Origin of the sequence: Nocardia pseudovaccinii NBRC 100343 (assembly GCF_001613225.1) — a bacterium.
GTDB classification, from domain to species: Bacteria; Actinomycetota; Actinomycetes; order Mycobacteriales; family Mycobacteriaceae; genus Nocardia; species Nocardia pseudovaccinii.
Map to the genome: position 1 here is coordinate 19,165 of NZ_BDBY01000365.1, position 19,083 is coordinate 38,247.

Sequence of the window (19,083 nt, forward strand, 5' to 3'; positions counted from 1 at the left end):
GTCGCAGCAACCCAAACCCCGCTGCGAACTGCACCACATTCCACTTTGAGTGTTAGCTCTATCACACTGGGTTCTCAATCTAGGTAAAGGTATGGCTTCTGCGCAAGACCGTCCCGAGACTTTTTGGTACGTCCGTCCCTGCAACCGTGATCCAGAACCGGGCGGTCGACTCGACCTGCGGCCCGCCCCTCCGCGACACGCCGGAATCCATCCCGCGACACGCCCAATCCGGCATGCGAACTCCAGGATCCGAGCCACTCGCAAACACACCCGAGAGCACCGAATCGGCACCCCGTAGTCTGGGTCCGTGCCGATCACACATACGCTCGCGAGGCTGGCCGGCAGCTGCGCGCTGGCCGCCGTGCTCGTCGCCGGGTTGTTGTTCCCTCTCGCAGGCGGTTTCGGGTTTGTCTCCAACCGCGCCGCCGACGCCGTCGACAATGTGTCCGCAGAGCTGGTGGAGGGCACTGTCCCCGCCGTCTCGACCATGGTCGATGCGAATGGAACGCCCATCGCCTGGTTGTACGAGCAGCGCCGCTTCGAAGTCCCCAGCGACAAGATCTCCAACGATATGAAGTTGGCGATCGTCTCCATCGAGGATCGGCGCTTCGCCGAGCACGCGGGTGTGGACTGGACCGGGACCATGCGCGCGTTCGTCACCAATACGAGCAGCGGCGAGGTGCAGCAGGGTGCGTCCACTCTCGATCAGCAGTATGTGAAGAACTTCCAGCTACTCGTCGTCGCCAAGACCGACGCCGAGCGCCGGGCCGCCATCGAGACCACGCCCGCACGCAAACTGCGCGAGATCCGGATGGCGCTCACGCTGGACCGAGAGCTGACCAAGGACGAGATCCTCACCCGGTACCTGAATCTCGTCCCTTTCGGTAACTCCTCCTACGGCATCCAGGACGCGGCGCAGACGTACTTCGGCGTCGACGCCGCGAATCTGAATGTGCCGCAGTCGGCGATGCTCGCGGGCATGGTGCAGTCCAGCTCGAAGCTGAATCCCTACACCAATGCCGAGGGTGTGCTGCAGCGGCGCAATACCGTGTTGGACACGCTGATCCAGAACATCCCCAGCCGTGCCGACGAATTCCGCAAGGCCAAGTCCGAACCGCTCGGCGTGCTCCCCGAGCCCAAGGGCCTGCCGCGCGGCTGCATCGCCGCCAACGATCGCGGCTTCTTCTGCGACTACGCGCTGCAATACCTGGCCAATGCCGGTATCAGCCGCGAACAGATCAATACCGGCGGCTACACGATCAAGACCACGCTCGATCCGGCTCTGCAGGATTCGGTGAAACGCTCGGTCACCGAAGCCGCGAACCCGAATCTCGACGACATCGCCCAGGTGATGTCGGTGGTCGGGCCGGGACAGGATTCGCATCCGCTGCTGGCCATGGCCAGCAGTCGCACCTACGGCCTGAACCGCGATGCCAACGAGACGGTGCAGCCGCAGCCGTATTCGATGGTGGGTGACGGCGCGGGCTCGATTTTCAAGCTCTTCACCACGGCCGCGGCCATGGAGAAGGGCCTCGGTATCAACGCCCAGCTCGATGTGCCGGGCCGGTTCGAGGCGAAGGGCATGGGTAACGGTGGTGCGCGTGGCTGCCCGCCCGCCACCTACTGCGTGCAGAACGCGGGTAACTACAAGTCGCCGATGTCGGTGACCGAAGCACTGGCCACCTCGCCGAATACCGCGTTCGTCAAGCTGATTCAGGCCGTCGGGGTCACCCCGACCGTCGATATGGCGGTGCGCCTCGGCATGCGCTCCTACACCGAGGCGGGCAGCTCGGGCCACGGCAACCAGAGCCTGGCGGACATGATCAAGGAACAGAACCTCGGCTCGTTCACCCTGGGCCCGGTCGCGATCAACCCGCTGGAGCTGTCGAATGTGGCTGCCACCTTGGGGTCCGGCGGCCGGTGGTGCCCGCCATCGCCGATCAAGGAGGTGATCGACCGCTCCGGCAAGACGGTGCCGCTCACCCAGCAGGCCTGTGAACAGGTCGTCGATCCCGGACTGGCGAACACGCTGGCCAATGCCATGAGTCAGGACGACATCAGCGGCACCGCGGCCGGCGCGGCGCGGGCGACCGGCTGGAACGCGCCGCTGTCGGCCAAGACGGGAACCACCGAGAGCCACCGCTCCTCGGCGTTCCTCGGCTTCACCAATTCGCTTGCGGCCGCGGCCTACGTCTACGGCGACAGCCCCACACCCGGTGAGATCTGCTCGTTCCCGCTGCGCGGCTGCGGCGACGGCAATCTCTTCGGTGGTAATGAACCCGCTCGCACCTGGTTCAATGCGGTCAAGCCGGTGATCGGGAACTTCCCGCCGCCCGCGCTGCCACCGCTGGACGACAAATACGTGCGCGGGTCCAACCAGGCCCAGGTCCCCGATGTCGCGGGCATGACCCAAGGTCAGGCAACTGCCGCACTGGTCGCCGCGGGCTTCCAGGTCTCGCCGGTCAACGGCACCGGTGCGCCGCCGAAGGGCACGGTGATGGGAACAGCGCCGAATGGGTCGGCGATTCCCGGGTCGGTGATCACGATCTATATCAGCGACGGGACGGAACGGGCACCCGCGCCGGCACCCGGACCGGCGCCCGCACCCGGTCTTCCGATTCCGGGTATTCCAGGGATTCCGGGATTACCGAGTATTCCGGGATTCCCAGCCCCTCGATAACGCTTCATAAATACGAAAGCCGCCGACCTGGATTCCGGATCGGCGGCTTTCTTCTGTACGGCTACAGACGCGACTTCACGGCGGCCGAGATGCGCGAGCCGTCGGCCTTACCGGCGGCGATCGCGGTGGCGGCCTTCATGACCTGGCCCATCTGCCGCATGCCCGGGCGCTCGCCGAGTTCCTGGGCGACCTGCGCGATCGCGGTGTCGGCGACATCGGCGACCTCGGCGTCGGTCAGCTGCGTCGGCAGATATTCATCGATGATGCGCGCCTCGGCGTGTTCGTTGGCGGCCAGTTCGCCACGCCCGGCCTGGGCGTAGACCTCGGCCGACTCGCTGCGCTTCTTCGCCTCTTTCTGCAGTACGGCGATGACCTCGGCGTCGGAGAGCTCACGCGCCTGCGAGCCCGCGACCTCCGCGGTCTGGATGGCGGCGAGCAGCATCCTGAGGGTCGCGAGGCGCAGCGTGTCCTTGGCTTTCATCGCGGCGGTCATATCCGCACGCAGCTGCGATTTGAGTTCCGACATGTGCCACACGGTAGCCGTTTCCCTGTTCCCGGCCCACTACATTTGGCGTTCGACCCGGATTCACCACACTCCCCACAGCGACTGCTTGCGGGTCGCTCGAAACGGCCAGCCGACCGCTTGTGCGGAAACACACTCGGCGTTCCGCACCGGGGTCACCTATGCTGGGCAAATGCCCGTAATCTCGACCTCCGCCATCCGACGAACCGCGTTGGGAGCCGCCGGGGCCGCGGTGGCCGGTATCGGCTACGCCTCGCTGATCGAACGAAATGCCTTCGTACTGCGCGAGGCCACGATGCCCGTGCTACAGCCGGGCTCGTCGTCACTACGGGTGCTGCACATCAGCGATCTGCACATGATGCCTGGTCAGAAGCTCAAGCAGCAGTGGCTGCGGGAGCTGGATCGGCTGGAGCCGGATCTGGTCGTCAATACCGGCGACAATCTTTCGCACCAGAAGTCGGTGCCCGCGGTGGTTCAGGCCCTCGGCGGATTGCTTTCCCGCCCGGGCCTTTTCGTTTTCGGCAGCAATGACTATTTCGCGCCGGTCCCGAAGAATCCGGCGAAATACTTCAAGAAGGATCACCGCCGGGTGTACGGCGCGCCGCTGCCGTGGAAGGACCTGCGGGCGGCATTCACCGAGCGCGGCTGGCTCGATCTGACCCATGTCCGCCGTGATGTCGAGGTCGCGGGCATTCGAATCGCGAGCGCGGGCGTCGACGATCCGCATCTGCAGCGTGATCGGTACGACACCGTCGCCGGTGCGCCCAACCCGCTCGCCGTGCTGAGCATCGGCCTGACCCACTCGCCCGAACCCCGGGTCCTGGACCGTTTTGCCGAGGACGGCTACGACCTGGTCATGGCCGGACATACGCACGGCGGCCAACTGTGCCTGCCCGGATACGGTGCGCTGGTCACGAACTGCGGTATCGATCGCTCGCGGGTGAAGGGTTCGTCCAAGTGGGGCGCGCACACCCAACTGCACGTCTCCGCGGGTCTGGGCACCTCGCCGTGGGCACCGTACCGCTTCTGCTGCCGCCCCGAGGCGACGCTGCTGACCCTGGTCGCCGCACCGCCGAAACGTCCCAGTGCCGATAGCGGACAGGGCGTTTCACCCTCGGAAGCCATCGCCCGCTGAGTTCCGCTCAGAACGCATCCGAGAACTCTGTCGGTGGCCTGTCTCATCCGGGGCGCAGAGCAGCACTGCCCAGGTCCGGGAGCCCGAAGCGCGAGCCCCGGTGATCATTGCCCGTGGACGGCAGGACTCTGGCCTGCATCGCGGTGTGGGTGAAACAACCCGGATGAAACGGGAACCGCAGTGCACACCAGGTGGTGCGCACTGCGGACATCCGAGAAGGATGGTGTCGGGAACCATCGATAAGGGGTTTCCAGCCACGCTGTAAGGTCCTTTGCCGAGACTGACATCAGGCAGGGGACAGTGTGAGTGATTTCGACGACCGGCGCGAAACCGGTACGCCGTATCAGCAACAGCCTTATGGGACAGAGCAATTCGGCCCTGCGCTGGGACAGCCCGGGTCCGGGACACAGTCGGGGGCCGACGCGGGGGGGCTCGGCGCATTCGGTGCGCCGGTCGAGCTCGATCCGGCCGCACTCTCACCGTTCGGCCCCGAACCGACGGCCACACCGTGGAACGGCGGCGTCGCACCGGCCCTGCCCATGCCGTGGCAGCCCGAGCAGCAAACGGCAAGTGCCCCTGGTCAATTCGATCCGACCCTGCAGTGGGCGCCGCAACCCGCCGCGGCATGGCAGCCGGGCTCGGCGACGCAATTCCAGCCCGGCGCAACGCCATCCGGACCGCACGGCGGTATGCAAGCTCCGCATGGCCCGGGCGGTGGCCCCAATGCGTCCTTCGGTGACCGATTCGCCTCGGACCTGGCCGCCGCATCGAGCGCGAACCGACCGAGTCGCGGGCGCCGCACCGCATGGATCGCCGCCGCGATCGCGACGGTCGTGGTCGCGGGCGGGGCGACGGCGGCGATAGTCACGGCCAACCACGGCTCGGACGACACCGCGGCGCAGAATCCGGTTCCGTCGATGGTGAGCGCACTCACCCCCACGGGTTCACATACGTCACATACGTCGACCCAGCCGACGACCACCAAGCACGCCCCCGCCAATAACGAGACCCCCGTCGTACCCGGTTACCAGGTTGTGGTGGCCTCGGACCTCGGGGCCGCCTATGACGTACCCGCCGACTGGACGGTCGCCCCCGACGGCAAGGTCGGCGGCTTCGGCGATCCGCCGAACGCTGTCACCGGCAAGGGGCTGGCCACCGACGGGAAGAGCTACTGCCCCGGCTCGACCCGCACCGTGGCCTTTTTGACCGGCTCCAAGGACACCGATTCGGCAACCGCGGCAACCGAACTCGGCACCAGGACCGCCAAGATCGCCTACACCAACTCACCGGGCGGTACCCCGGGCGCCGCACAGCCGCTCCGCTCGCTCGACGGCTCCCAGCAGGGCATGTTCGTGGAGACCAAGGGCACCGCGACCAAGGTCAATCCGGGCTGCGCAACCGAATACTCGGTTTATACCTTCGCCACCCCCACCGATAGCGGCAATTTCGTCATGGTGATCGCGGCCGACACCGGCGTCCCCAATGCTGTCGACGCGGCCACCGCGATGCGCATCTTCACCAGCATTCGCCCCCATGGAGGCTGATTGACCTGCGGGTTTAACGTCTGGACGTGAGCTGTTGTAAGCTACTCCAGGTTCGCTTCACGGGGTGTGGCGCAGCTTGGTAGCGCGCTTCGTTCGGGACGAAGAGGTCGCAGGTTCAAATCCTGTCACCCCGACTCGTGGTTGAGACGAACGGTTCCGCCCCCGGCCCGCACAGGTCGGGGGCGGAACCGTTTTCGCTGGTTGGCCCGGCGATCCGGCGTCGGCCACCACACCGCGCAGGCGATGACCGCTAGTAGCCCGCAGACCAGGGCGAGCAAGCCAACGATCACGAACGCATCCATCCATACCTCCCGAGACTTCTCGTAGGTGCACCCCGGCGTCGCGACCGATCGGCACCGACCGGCACGGAAGTGCCCGGCTGTCATCAGCCTGCTGGGACAATGTGTCCTGCGGTGGTGCGGCGACGTTGCCAAGTGTTGCTGTCTGCTCCCCCTCACTGTGCACCGCCGGTGCGAAATTCCGGAAGGCGGCACGCCGAAGGAACCCGCGATGGTTCCGATATGTCCCCGGTCGTCCGATATGGGCGGTGAGCAGACTCTTACCGCTTGCTAACGTGCGGTCATCTCGATGAAACGCGAGGTCCATAGCGTATACACGCATGTCGACACGGGTGGCCACACTGGCGGATGCGGCGGGACGACCGCTGCGGGATGTTGTTTATACGACTTTGCGCGCCGAGTTGATGAACGGGGATATCCGCTTCGGCGAGCGTCTGACCGAGCCCAAGCTGTCGACCCGGTTCGGTATCTCGCGGACCCCGGTCCGGGAGGCGCTGACCATGCTGTGCTCGGACGGACTGTTGCAGCGGGAGGAATACGGCTTCACTCCGGTGCGGCCGAGCATTCCGTTGATCCGGGACCTGTACGAGCTGCGAATCACCTTGGAGCTCGGTGGAATTCAGCGCGCCATCGATAATCCGGCGGTCGTGCACGATCATGCGTTGCTGGCGGCCGAGCGCGAGGCATGGCTGGCCCTGCGTGCGGATCCGCCCGAGCAGGAGCCCGGTTTCGTGGTGCGCGACGAGGAGTTCCACGTCACGCTGTTGACGGCGGCGGGCAATGCCGAGCTGGTGCGCTCGCTGAAGGCGGTGAATTCGCGGATCCGGCATGTGCGGATGTACGACTTCATGGTCAACAACCGGATCGAGACCACCATCGCCGAGCATCTGGGAATTCTGGATGCCGTTCTGGCACAAGACCTTCCGCTGGCATATCGACTGCTGCACACGCACATCGGGGAATCGCTCGATGTCGTTCTCGATCGGGTCACGCGGGCGATAGCCGCGATGTCCTTGGCAACTGAATAGGGAGTTTCCGGTGACACTGGAATTCGATACGGTTCTGGTCGCCAATCGCGGCGAAATCGCCTGCCGGATCATGCGGACGGCGCGTGTGCTCGGCCTGAAGACCGTCGCCGTGTACTCCGACGCCGATGTCGGTGCTGCCCATGTCGAAATCGCCGATGTCGCGGTGCATCTGGGGTCCAGTCCGGCGGCGGAGTCCTACTTGCGAGCCGACCTGGTTGTCGAGGCGGCGCTGTCGACGGGTGCGGGCGCCATTCATCCCGGATACGGATTCCTTTCGGAGAATGCGGATTTCGCGTCGACGGTGACCGATGCCGGAATCGCGTTCGTCGGGCCGACGCCGGAGCAATTGCGCATCTTCGGCGACAAGCACACGGCGCGACAGACGGCCGAAATCGTTGGGGTGCCGCTGATTCCGGGTAGCGGGCTGCTCGAATCAGCAGACCACGCGGTGGCCGAAGCCGAGCGTATCGGTTATCCGGTAATGCTCAAGGCGGTCGGTGGCGGCGGTGGCATCGGCATGCAGGCCTGCGGCAATGCCGATGAGCTGCGGTCGGCGTATGTGCGCGTGCAGCGTCTGGCCGCGACGAATTTCTCCTCGACCGGTGTTTTCCTGGAGCGGTTCGTCGCGCGGGCCAGGCATATCGAGGTGCAGCTTTTCGGTGACGGTTGCGGGCGCGTGGTGAGCCTCGGCACCAGGGATTGTTCGCTGCAGCGGCGCAATCAGAAGGTCGTCGAGGAAGCGCCCGCACCCGGACTCGGGCCGCAGCTGTCGGAGCAGTTGCTCGCGGCGTCGCGGGAGTTGGCCAGGTCGGTGGGGTACCGATCGGCGGGCACAGTGGAGTTCGTTTACGACGTCGAGCGCGGTGCGGCCTCGTTCCTGGAGATGAACACCCGGCTGCAGGTCGAGCATCCGGTGACCGAAGCCGTGACCGGAGTCGATCTGGTCGAGTGGATGCTGCGACTGGCGGGCGGGGACAGCTCGATGGTCGACGAACTGCCCGAGACCGGACCGCCGATCATCGGATGGTCCGTAGAGGCGCGTGTCTATGCCGAGGATCCAGGACACGAGTACCGGCCGAGCGCCGGGTTGATCACGGCCGCGACCTTTCCGGTGGATGCGGCGGTTCGGGTCGATACCTGGGTCGCGACCGGCACCGAGGTCAGTCCCTACTACGACCCGCTGCTGGCCAAGGTGGTCGCGTCGGGGACCACTCGCGACGCGGCCTTCGCGGGATTGAGCGATGCGCTGGCCGCGACCAGGATCTACGGGGTCCAAACGAATCTGCCCCAGTTGCGGGCGGCGAGTGCTGATTCCGTGGTGCTCGACGCGGACCACGTCACGACGACTCTCGCCGATATCCGACCCGCGAGCCATCGCGTCGATGTGCTGCGTGGTGGCACGATGACCACGATCCAGGATCATCCGGGGCGAATCGGCCTGTGGCAGGTCGGAATTCCGCCGTCGGGTCCGATGGACGACCTGTCGTTCACCCTGGCCAATATCGCCGTCGGCAACCCCGCAGGTGTGCCCGCGCTGGAATGCACGCTCCAGGGTCCACAGGTGCGTTTCGCCGATACGACCGTGGTCTGCGTGACTGGTGCTTCGACGCCGGTCACGGTGGACGGACAGGCGGTGCCGATGTGGCAGCCGGTTACCGTCCCTGCGGGGTCGGTACTCGATATCGGCGTACCGTCGGACGCCGGATTGCGCACCTACCTCGCGGTACGCGGCGGCATCGATGCGCCGCTCTATCACGGCAGCGCCGCCACCTTCACCCTCGGCGGTTTCGGCGGCAGCACGGGCAAAGCCCTCGTCGCGGGCGATGTGCTGGGAATCGTCAGGAATCAGCCCGAACTCACTGAGCCACAAGTGGTTCCGCTCGACGAGCGGCCCGAATTCACGCACGTCTGGCAATTGGCCGTCGGTATCGGGCCACAGACCACACCCGCCTATTTCACCGATGCCGATATGGACCAATTCTATTCGCACCCTTGGAAAGTCGGCAGTCACGCGAATCGCACCGGAATTCGGCTGGAGGGGCCGAAGCCGACCTGGTCGCGCACCGACGGTGGCGATGCGGGATTGCATCCGTCGAATCTGCACGACAACCCGTACAGCGTCGGAACATTGAATGTCTCCGGCGATACCCCGATCCTGCTCGGCCCGGACGGTCCGAGCCTCGGCGGCTTCGCCTGCCCGCTCACGGTGATTTCGGCGCATCGCTGGAAGCTCGGCCAGTTGCGTCCGGGCGATACCGTCCGCTTCGTGCCCGTCGATGATGACCTGGCCACCGCGTTGCGCCGTTCGAACACCGCCCGCGCCAAGGCCGAAGCCCCAACTGCGGCGCTGAGCCTGCTCACCGGTTCCCGCGTCCCGGCCGGACTGGACGATCGTGGCATCCTCGGCGCCGTTGCGGCAGGTGCGGATCGCCCGCAAGTCGCCTATCTGCGCGGCGGCGATGACAATATTCTGGTCGAATACGGCGAGATGGTGCTGGATCTAGGGCTGCGTATGCGGGTGCACGCACTCGCCGAGGCGCTGGCGGGCACCGGCCTGTCCGGCATCGTCGATGTGACACCAGGTGTCCGTTCGCTGCACATCCACTTCGATCCCGAAGTGCTGCCGCAGTATCGGCTGCTCGGCACGCTGACCGACCTCGAATCCGAACTGCCCGCAACCCATGACCTCGTGGTGCCCAGTCGCACGATTCGATTGCCGCTGTCATTCGACGATCCCTCGATTGCCGAGGCCATCGATCGATATCGCAGCGGGGTCCGCGATACCGCGCCGTGGTTGCCTTCGAATACCGAATTCATCCGCCGCATCAATGGACTCGACAGCGTCGAGGATGTGCGTGCCGCGGTTTTCGATGCCGAGTACCTGGTGCTCGGCCTGGGTGATGTCTACCTCGGTGCGCCGCTCGCGGTTCCGCTCGATCCGCGACACCGGCTGGTCACCACCAAATACAACCCGGCGCGCACCTGGACACCAGCGGATGCCGTCGGCATCGGCGGCAAGTACCTCTGCGTATACGGCATGGCATCACCGGGCGGCTATCAGCTGATCGGCCGGACGGTGCCGATATGGTCCAGCTACCGGCAATCCGCACCGTTCGAAATGGGCACTCCGTGGCTGTTCCGATCCTTCGACCGCATCGTCTGGGAGCCGGTGACTCCCGAGCAGCTGCTCGAACAGCGCGCGGCCGCCGCGGCCGGGCGTTTCGACGCCGAGGTCAGCGATGGCGCCTTCGCACTCGCCGACCATTTGCGGATGCTCGCCGAAAATGCTGAGGCCATAGCGGAATTCGAAACCAAGCAGGCCATCGCCTTCGAGGCGGAGAAACTGGCCTGGCGCGCCGCTGGGGAATTCGAGCAGAGCACGATCGTCGAGAGCGTGCCGGAACCCGCTACCGACCCACTGGCCGGATTGCCGCCAGACGCAACGGTGGTCACCGCACCGATGATCGGCAATGTCTGGCGGGTGGAAATCGAGGTGGGCCAGCGTCTCGGCGCGGGCGATCCTGTTGCCGTCCTCGAGGCGATGAAACTCGAATTGCCGGTGCACAGCCCGGGCACCGGCACGGTACTGAAGGTACTGGCCACCCCGGGCGCGAAAGTGGAACCGGGAACCCCACTAGCAGTGATCGGAGCCGCCGAATGACCGCAGGCGTCCTAGGCAATATCGAAGTCCATGGCACGCCGACCGCGCGGGTCGCGGCCGCGTATCGGCGCATTGCGGAGGTCGATCGGCCGGAGGTGTGGATCACGCTGCGTGCCGAGGCCGATGTCGCCGCCGAGGCCACGGACCTCGAACTGCGGCTCGCCGAGGGTGAATCCTTGCCGCTGGCAGGGGTGTTGGTTGCGGTGAAGGACAATATCGATGTCGCTGGACTGCCGACCACCGCGGCCTGCCCCGAATTCGCCTACACCGCCGAGGTCACCGCGGCGGCGATCGAGCGCCTCGTCGCGGCGGGCGCATTGGTTCTCGGCAAGACCAATCTGGATCAGTTCGCAACCGGGCTCGTCGGTACGCGCAGCCCATACGGCCCGGTTCGCCATGCGCACGATCCGGAGTTGATCTCCGGCGGGTCCAGTTCCGGATCAGCGGTCGCCGTAGCTCTCGGTATTGCGGATATCGGAATCGGCACGGACACAGCGGGTTCCGGTCGCGTTCCGGCGGCACTGCACGGAATCGTCGGCATCAAGGCCACTTTGGGGATCATCCCGGCACACGGGGTGGTTCCGGCATGTGCGGACTACGACGCAGTAACGGTCTTCGCCACCGACCTCGACAGCGCGGTCGCGTCGGCCGCGGTCATGGTCGGACCGGAGCCTCGGGATCCGCGCAGCCGGTCCTGGCCCGCCGATGTTCCGCTCGCCGCACCGCAGACCATCCGGCTGGCGATTCCGCGCGCCGAGGATCTCGTCGCGCTCAGCGATTCGTACCGAAATGCGTTCGCCCGCACCGTATCCGCGGTGACGAGCGCCGGGATAACGACCGAGGAGGTCGATATCTCCGGGATGCTCGATGCCGCGCGTCTGCTCTACGACGGCGCGATCGTCGCGGAACGCTATGCGGCCGTCGGCACATTCCTCGATACCGCGCCGGCGAGCGCCGATCCCACCGTGGCAGCCATCATCAATGCCGCGCGAGCAACGACCGGCCCCGGATTCGCGGCTGATCTGGATACCTTGGCGCGAGCCAAGGCTGCGGCGGCGGTGACTTTGCGGGGGTTCGCCGGGCTGCTGTTGCCGACGACCACGGAGCATCCGAGTATCGCTGCGGTACAAGCGGATCCGTTCGGCATCAACCGACGGATGGGCACCTTCACGAACTTCTGCAATCTCCTCGATATGGCGGCCGTCGCCGTCCCCGGCCTACCCACCGCGACCGGCGCACCCTTCGGCGTGATGGTCGTGACGCCCGCCTTCGCCGATCAGGTCGCCGTCGACATCGCCGCCCGCGTAATCGGCGCGGACAACGCCCCGGCACTGGTCGAAGACGGTGTCGAGCTGGCCGTCTTCGGCGCGCACCTGCGCGGTCAGCCGCTGCACTGGCAGTTGGCGGAGATCGGCGCGCGTTTCACTGGCGAGATCCGCACAACCGACGCCTATCGCCTGACCGCACTCGACACCACACCCGCGAAACCTGGACTGGTGCGCCACGGCCCGGGACTCGGTGCGCCGATCCTCGGCGAGCTGTTCCGGGTGTCGGCGGCGGGACTCGGCCGCTTCCTCGCCGCGCTGCCCGCGCCGATGGCGCTGACCAGTATCGAACTATCCGACGGACATACGGTCATCGGCTTCGCCTGCGCTTACGATGCCGCAGGTACCGCCACTGATATCACCTCCTACGGCAGTTGGAAGGCCTACTTGCAGCACCAGAATTAGCCACTGACTCAAACGTCTTACACATTTGTACTAGACAAACGTGCAACACGTCTGTTAGACATATGTGCAAGACATTCGAGCCAGTGAGGAACAGATCATGAGCAACACCAACCCCGCCACCAACCGCCCGCGGGTCCTCGTCTGCGGCGGCGGCATCGGCGGCAATGCCGTTGCCCTGCAACTGCTCCGGGCCGGGATCCAGGCCACCGTGGTCGAGCGGGCGGCCGCGCCCCGCCCCGGCGGGCAGGCTGTGGATCTGCGCGGTCCGAGCGTCGAGGTGGCGGAGCGGATGGGACTCATGCCGGGTATTCGCAAATCCCAACTGGACGAGCGCGGCATGGTTTTCGTGGACAGCGAAGGCAAGGAACTGCTGCGCATGGCAGCGGAGGTTTTCGAGGGCAAGGGCACGGTCGCCGAGATCGAGATCACCCGCGGCGATCTGAACCAGGTGCTGCTCGATCTGCTCGACGAGGCGGGCGGTGTCGATTACCGCTACGGCGAATGGGTTACCGAGATCAGCCAGGACGACGCGGGCGCCGATGTCACCTTCGCCTCCGGCAGCACCGAGCGGTTCGACATCGTGATCGGCGCGGACGGGCTGCATTCCTCGACCCGGCGCCTGGTCTTCGGCCCGGAGGCGGATTTCTCCACCTATCTCGGCGGCTACATGTCCTTCTTCACGCTGCCGACGCCCGACTATGCGGAACAGCACTGGATCGCGATGAACTCCCTGGTCGGCGCGACCGGTGTGGGGCTGCGCCCGGATGCCGATCCGGCCACCTGCAAGGCACTGGTCGTCATTCGCGACTCCTCGAATCCGGCGCTGCGTCGTGATGTCGCGGCACAGCAGCAGCTCATCCGCGAGCGGCTGGCCGACGGCGGCACGATCGCGAGCACCGTGCGCGATGCCATGGCCGACGCCGACGACTTCTACTTCGACGAGTTGGCCCGCATCGACGTCCCGAACTGGTCCAAGGGCCGCGTGGTGCTGCTCGGCGACGCGGGTTACTGCGGTTCGCCGCTCACCGGGCAGGGCACCGCGATGGCACTGGTCGGCGCGTACGTCCTCGCCGGTGAAATCGCCGCGCACGCAACCGATCCCGAAAAGGCGCTGGCCCGCTACGAAGAGGTGCTGCGGCCGTTCGTCGCCACCGCCCAGGAGCTGCCGCCGGGTGGTCTGCGGTCGATGACGCCCCAATCGCGGTTCGGCATTCGCGCGGGTCTGTTCGTCAGCAGACTGATGACCACCAAGATCATGAAGCCGCTCATGATGAAGATGCTCACCAAGACCGAGAGCTACCAACTGCCCGATTACTCGGTCCAGACGGTCGGCTGACCGCTCGAGGCCCGGCCGGGCCGGTCACCCCTCGTGAACCGGCCCGGCCACGTACACCCTTGGATGGGATCGTCGGCACGCACCGAATGGTTACCTTCGGCAGCGGCGACGGATTCGCCGGTCAGCTCCGGGAAGAGCCATCCGAAGTGGTTGCCCCCGATAGAGCGCCAGCGGGCCGGTCACCCCTCGTGGACCGGCCCGGCTGGCACTACCCCCGTGACGCGACCTGTTACCCCTCGTGAACAGGTCGAGTCCGGTTCCCACCCCCGGTTGTGGCTTGTGTTGCGGTGTTGACACAAACAATGCCGTTGCGGGCTTGTTGGGCACTTAAGAAGACCTTGCAGGAACAAAACCGCAGGTAGTCGCATTATTTGTGAAAGATCCCGATAAGTTTGCGGCGCGGTGGCGCGAATCGGCGGATGATGGAGCATGAGGGCGCCAAGAAGAATGGGAGCGGCGATGGAAACCGTGGTTGTCTGGGTGCTGGCCACACTGCTCTATTGGTGGGGCCTGTTGTAGTTCCGACCCCTGGGGCCCGTGGATTCCCCATAACGAAAAGCTCCGCCTCCGACCGAAATGGTCAGGGGCGGAGCTGTTTTCGGAGCCGAGTTATCAGCCGTCCAGTCCGGCGCGGACACCTCCCTCGATGCGCTTGCCGAGCTCGGCGTCCACGTTCTTCCAGTATTCGAAGACCCGGGACAGCACCGGCTCGCGCACACCGCCGAGCACATGGCCGACGATATTGTCCACTAGACGATCTCGCTGCTCGTCGTCGAAGACCTCACGGACCAGCGTGCCCGCCTGGGCGAAGTCGCCGTCCTCGGCATGCTCGAGATAACCGGCGCGCACGACGGTCGGGTCGAACTCCCAGACGCCGCCATCGGGCGCCCGCTCCGGATCCGCATGCGGGCCACCGAACGAATTCGGGGCGTAGACAGGCACATTCGCGTCGTTGTAGTCATAGCGCATCGCGCCCTCCTTGGAATAGGAGTTCACCTCCGCGGCGCGTGCGCGGTTCGGCGGCAGCTGCGCGTAGTTGGTGCCGATGCGGTAGCGGTGCGCGTCCGCGTAGGCGAACACCCGGCCGAGCAACATTTTGTCGGGCGAAAAGCCTATGCCTGGAACGACATTCGAGGGTTCGAAGGCGGCCTGCTCGATATCGACGAAGTAGTTGCCAGGATTGCGGTTCAGCGTCCACTTGCCGACCTCGATCAGCGGGTAGTCCCGATGCGACCACACCTTGGTCAGGTCGAACGGGTTGAAGCGGTAACCCTCGGCTTCGGCGACCGGCATGACCTGCACGTACAGGGTCCAGCTCGGGAACTCGCCGCGCTCGATCGCCTCGTACAGATCGCGGCGGTGGTAGTCGGCATCCGCACCGGCCAAGCGATCGGCCTCGGCCTGGGGCAGGTAGTCGATGCCCTGATCGGTCTTGAAGTGGTATTTCACCCAGAAGCGCGCACCGGCGGCATTGATCCACTGGTAGGTGTGCGAGCCGTAGCCGTTCATATGACGGTAGGTCTTCGGGATGCCGCGGTCACCCATCAGCCAGGTGACCTGGTGGGCGGTCTCCGGACGCAGGGTCCAGAAGTCCCACTGCATATTGTGATCGCGCAGGCCGCTGCCGGGCAGGCGCTTCTGCGAACGGATGAAGTCCGGGAACTTTATCGGATCCTTGATGAAGAAGACCGGGGTGTTGTTGCCGACAAGGTCGTAGTTGCCGTCCTCGGTGTAGAACTTCACCGCGAAACCCCGTGGGTCGCGCCAGGTGTCGGGGCTGCCCTGTTCGCCCGCGACGGTGGAGAACCGTGCCAGCGATTCGGTGCGTGCACCCGGCTGGAACAGCTTGGCCTTGGTGTAGCGACTCACGTCATTGGTCACCACCAGCTCGCCGTATGCGCCCGCGCCCTTGGCGTGCACGATCCGCTCCGGCACCCGCTCCCGATTGAACTGGGCGAGCTTTTCGATGAGGTAGTGGTCGTGCAACAGGATCGGACCCTGGGTGCCCGCGGTGAGCGATTCGTTATCGCTCGATACCGGCGTTCCGGTGTTGGTGGTGGTCGGCTTGGTCATCGGCAGCCTCCTTCGCTGAATGTGTACGGCAGGTCGGGCACAGACCCCAGAAGACGACCTCGGCCTCGTCGATCACGAACCCGTGGGCGTCCTCGGGTTCCAGGCAGGGGGCCGCGCCCACGACACAGTCGACATCGACGACCGTGTCGCAGCTTCGGCACACCAGATGGTGATGGTTGTCCGCGACTCTCGTCTCGTACAGCGCGGGCGAACCGGCGGGTTCGATGCGCCGCAGGATTCCGGCATTCACGCAGGCCCGGAGCACGTCATAGACGGCCTGTGTGGATACCGAGCCCAGAGTTTCGCGGACGGTGGCGGCCACCCGATCGGCATCCGAATGCGGTCGGGCCGCCACCGCGGCCAACACCGCGACCCGTGGGGCGGTGACCCGCAGGCCAGCCGCGCGCAAGCGTTCGCGCGGATCGGTGAGGTTGGTGTGCATGCATCCGATGGTTATATATTTTCTAGAATTAGTCAAGAATTTGGAGAGTTCCAGAAAATGAGCTTGTCGCGCGGGCCCAGCCAGCGGATGTGGCGGGGTCATGGAAGACCCCGGGCGGCTGCGTGCTTCGAGAAGCAAGCGGGACGCCGATGCCGCGCACCTCCGGGCACCGATGCCGCGCACCTCCAAGACGGAGATGCCGCACACCTTCAGAGCACAGGTATCGCACACCCCGAGGCGCGGACGACCCGCAGCTTCAGGGACGCCGGTGACGCGCCCGCCCAAAGACGCAGACCGACAGCGCAGACGACGCGCAGCTCCCCCGGGACGCCGGTGACGCGCACCTCCGGGCAGGAGATACCACACACCTCCAGGACGCAGACCGACAGTGCAGACGACGCGCAGTTCCCAAGAACGCCGGTGACGCGCAAGTTCCCTGGGACGCGGTGACGCGCACCTCCGGGCACGAAGATGCTGCGCACCTCCAGGGCACAGACACCACGCACCCCGCAGACGACGCGCAGCTCAGGGGACGCCATGACCCACACCGCCGAGAGGGGAGATCCGCACACCAGGGCGCAGACAACGCGCACCACCGGGACGGAGATCCCACGGACCTCCGGGGCAGATATTCACATACCCCAGTACGCAGACGCCACACCGGCGCGGACGACGGGCAACTCCAGCAACGCCATGACCCACACCGCCGAGACGGGAGATCCGCACACCCAGGGCGCAGACAACGCGCACCCCTGGGACAGAGACGACGCGCGGCCGCGAACTCCCAGAGACGCCGGTGACGCAAACCTCCCACCTCCGGGCTCTCGGCAGCACGTGAATACTGACCCTGGCACACATTCCGTGATCGTCCGCCGTTGCCGCCCACCCGAAATGCACTACTGGACAAGTGATCACGTGGAACTGACGGCGGCACTCTCTCGGCCGATGCCGCCACTAGTTCCACCTGATCGACCGACCAACAGCGCGGAATGTGAGGGGGTGGCGGTGCCGCGGGGGGGTACGGATTGTGGGCTAGAGCCACGATTTGGCTGCCGTTGGCTTGGGCACCGAGACGCCGCACACCCGGGGACGCACACGCCATGCGCCCCTACAGCCGAGACGACGCGCGGCTCAGGGACGCTGTGACCCATACACCTCAAAAGCGGGAGATCCACAAACCTCGGGGCGCAGACGACCCGCAGCTGCAGGGACGCCGGTGACGCGCGCCCCCAAGACGCAGATTGACAGTGCAGACGACGCGCAGTTCCCAAGGACGCCGGTGACGCACAGTTCCCGGGACCGCTGGTGACGCACACCTCCGGGGGCGAAGATGCCGCACCCTCAGGACGCATACCACGCAACCCGGCGCAGCTCAGGGACGCCGTGACGCGCATACCTGAAAACGGGAGATCCACATACCCCGGGGCGCAGACGCCGCGCACCCCTGGGATGCAGATGACGCGCGGTTCCAGGACGCCGACGATGCGCTGTCCCCCGGATGGGGTGGCTCGGCCGGGCCTGTTTCAGGAGCGGAACTTCTTGGCTCGCATGTACTTCGCGAGTTCGTCGTACGTCCCGTCATTATTGGCGAATTCGATTACGTTGCGGGCGGATTCGAACCAGGGGCCCGCGCTCGGCTTGATCTGGCTCAGTGCGACCTCGATATCGGCCATGCCGACAGGACGCACGGTGCCGGTGCTGATCGAGTCGGCCATCGCCAATTGTGTTGCCGAAGTACAGATGTGGGCCAGATCGGCACCGGAGAAGCCGTCGGTGCGCCGCACGATCGCCGGGAGATCGATGCCCGCGACCGGACGATCCTTCAGGTGGTAGTGCAGGATCGCCCGGCGCGCATCCGAATCCGGCAGGCCGACCAGGATCATGCGGTCGAACCGGCCGGGGCGGCGCAGGGCGACATCGAGGTCCCAGGGGTGGTTGGTGGCGCCGAGGATGTAGATGCCGTCGTTGCTGTGGGTGGCCGAATCCATCTCGTTGAGCAGCTGATTCACCACATTACGCATCCAGGTCGAACCCGACATCTGACTGCGCTTGTGCCCGAGTGCGTCGACCTCGTCGAGGAACAGCACACAGGGCGCATTGCGTCGGGCCATTTCGAAGACCTCGTGCAGATTGCGCTCACCGGAACCGTGGTAGATATCGAGGATGTCGGCGATCTCGATCGGGTAGAAGTTCGCACCGATTTCACCGGCGACCGCCGCGGCGATGAAGGTCTTACCGCAGCCGGGCGGGCCGTAGAGCAGCAATCCGCCGCGCGCGGAAGTGCCGAAAGCCTTGGCGAATCCCGGATTTCGGATCGGACCGAGCAGGGTGAGTTCGAGCTGACGCTTCACATCCTGCATGCCACCGACATCGGCCAGCTTGACCGTGGGCTTCTCGAATACGCCGACATCGGAGTCTGTGACGAATTCACGCGAGCCCTCATCAATGAATGCGGGCGCGATGATATCGCCGACCTGCTCTTCGGCGGCCGCCCAATCATATTGCGACGGATCGTCTTTCGCCTCATCCGGTGCCGACTCGTTCGGCATGGTGTTGCTCGGCGTCGGCGCGCTCAACGTCGGCTGATTTAGCGTCGACTGATTCAGCGTCGGCTCACTCGGCGACAGCGGGC

Annotated in this window: 12 protein-coding genes and 1 tRNA gene; 8 read left to right on the forward strand and 5 right to left on the reverse strand. The window is 65.8% G+C overall.

Annotated features, from left to right (window positions below; genetic code table 11):
- The first annotated feature begins 307 nt into the window (after window positions 1–307).
- Window positions 308–2,680, forward strand: coding sequence for a penicillin-binding protein (locus tag NP3_RS39760; RefSeq protein WP_063046864.1), 2,373 nt, complete (start codon window positions 308–310; stop codon window positions 2,678–2,680).
- Between the two features lie 61 nt (window positions 2,681–2,741).
- Here the strand turns inward: NP3_RS39760 and NP3_RS39765 are convergent, their stop codons facing one another.
- The gene (locus NP3_RS39765; protein ID WP_063046865.1) at window positions 2,742–3,206 is read right to left on the reverse strand and encodes a GatB/YqeY domain-containing protein; all 465 of its coding nucleotides are present in this window, start codon (window positions 3,204–3,206) and stop codon (window positions 2,742–2,744) included.
- A gap of 169 nt (window positions 3,207–3,375) precedes the next feature.
- Between NP3_RS39765 and NP3_RS39770 the strand changes: the two genes are divergently transcribed.
- From NP3_RS39770 to NP3_RS39800, 7 genes are all read left to right on the forward strand, one after another.
- Window positions 3,376–4,338, forward strand: coding sequence for a metallophosphoesterase (locus tag NP3_RS39770; protein WP_063046866.1), 963 nt, complete (start codon window positions 3,376–3,378; stop codon window positions 4,336–4,338).
- Window positions 4,339–4,640: 302 nt separating this feature from the next.
- Complete coding sequence (locus NP3_RS39775; RefSeq protein WP_063046867.1) at window positions 4,641–5,882, forward strand: DUF8017 domain-containing protein; 1,242 nt, start codon at window positions 4,641–4,643, stop codon at window positions 5,880–5,882.
- Between the two features lie 60 nt (window positions 5,883–5,942).
- A tRNA-Pro gene (locus NP3_RS39780) sits at window positions 5,943–6,016 on the forward strand.
- Window positions 6,017–6,501: 485 nt separating this feature from the next.
- The gene (locus tag NP3_RS39785; RefSeq protein ID WP_063046868.1) at window positions 6,502–7,209 is read left to right on the forward strand and encodes a GntR family transcriptional regulator; all 708 of its coding nucleotides are present in this window, start codon (window positions 6,502–6,504) and stop codon (window positions 7,207–7,209) included.
- Window positions 7,210–7,219: 10 nt separating this feature from the next.
- Window positions 7,220–10,870, forward strand: coding sequence for an urea carboxylase (uca, locus tag NP3_RS39790; protein ID WP_063046869.1), 3,651 nt, complete (start codon window positions 7,220–7,222; stop codon window positions 10,868–10,870).
- The gene (gene atzF / locus NP3_RS39795) at window positions 10,867–12,600 is read left to right on the forward strand and encodes an allophanate hydrolase (protein WP_063046870.1); all 1,734 of its coding nucleotides are present in this window, start codon (window positions 10,867–10,869) and stop codon (window positions 12,598–12,600) included. Before uca ends, atzF begins: the two co-directional genes overlap by 4 nt.
- Before the next feature lie 97 nt (window positions 12,601–12,697).
- Window positions 12,698–13,936 carry an FAD-dependent monooxygenase gene (locus tag NP3_RS39800; RefSeq protein ID WP_063046871.1) on the forward strand — a complete coding sequence of 413 codons (1,239 nt, stop codon included), beginning with the start codon at window positions 12,698–12,700 and terminating at the stop codon, window positions 13,934–13,936.
- 612 nt (window positions 13,937–14,548) lie between these two features.
- Here the strand turns inward: NP3_RS39800 and NP3_RS39805 are convergent.
- The 4 genes from NP3_RS39805 to NP3_RS39815 form a co-directional block, all read right to left on the reverse strand.
- Window positions 14,549–16,009, reverse strand: a complete 1,461-nt coding sequence (locus tag NP3_RS39805) for a catalase (protein WP_063046872.1) — start codon at window positions 16,007–16,009, stop codon at window positions 14,549–14,551.
- Window positions 15,960–16,451, reverse strand: a complete 492-nt coding sequence (locus NP3_RS39810) for a Fur family transcriptional regulator (protein ID WP_063046873.1) — start codon at window positions 16,449–16,451, stop codon at window positions 15,960–15,962. Before NP3_RS39810 ends, NP3_RS39805 begins: the two co-directional genes overlap by 50 nt.
- A 209-nt stretch (window positions 16,452–16,660) precedes the next feature.
- Window positions 16,661–16,990, reverse strand: a complete 330-nt coding sequence (locus tag NP3_RS48600; protein ID WP_157124860.1) for a hypothetical protein — start codon at window positions 16,988–16,990, stop codon at window positions 16,661–16,663.
- Window positions 16,991–17,974: 984 nt separating this feature from the next.
- On the reverse strand, window positions 17,975–19,083 hold a 1,109-nt coding region (locus NP3_RS39815), incomplete at its 5' end, for an ATP-binding protein (protein ID WP_157124861.1).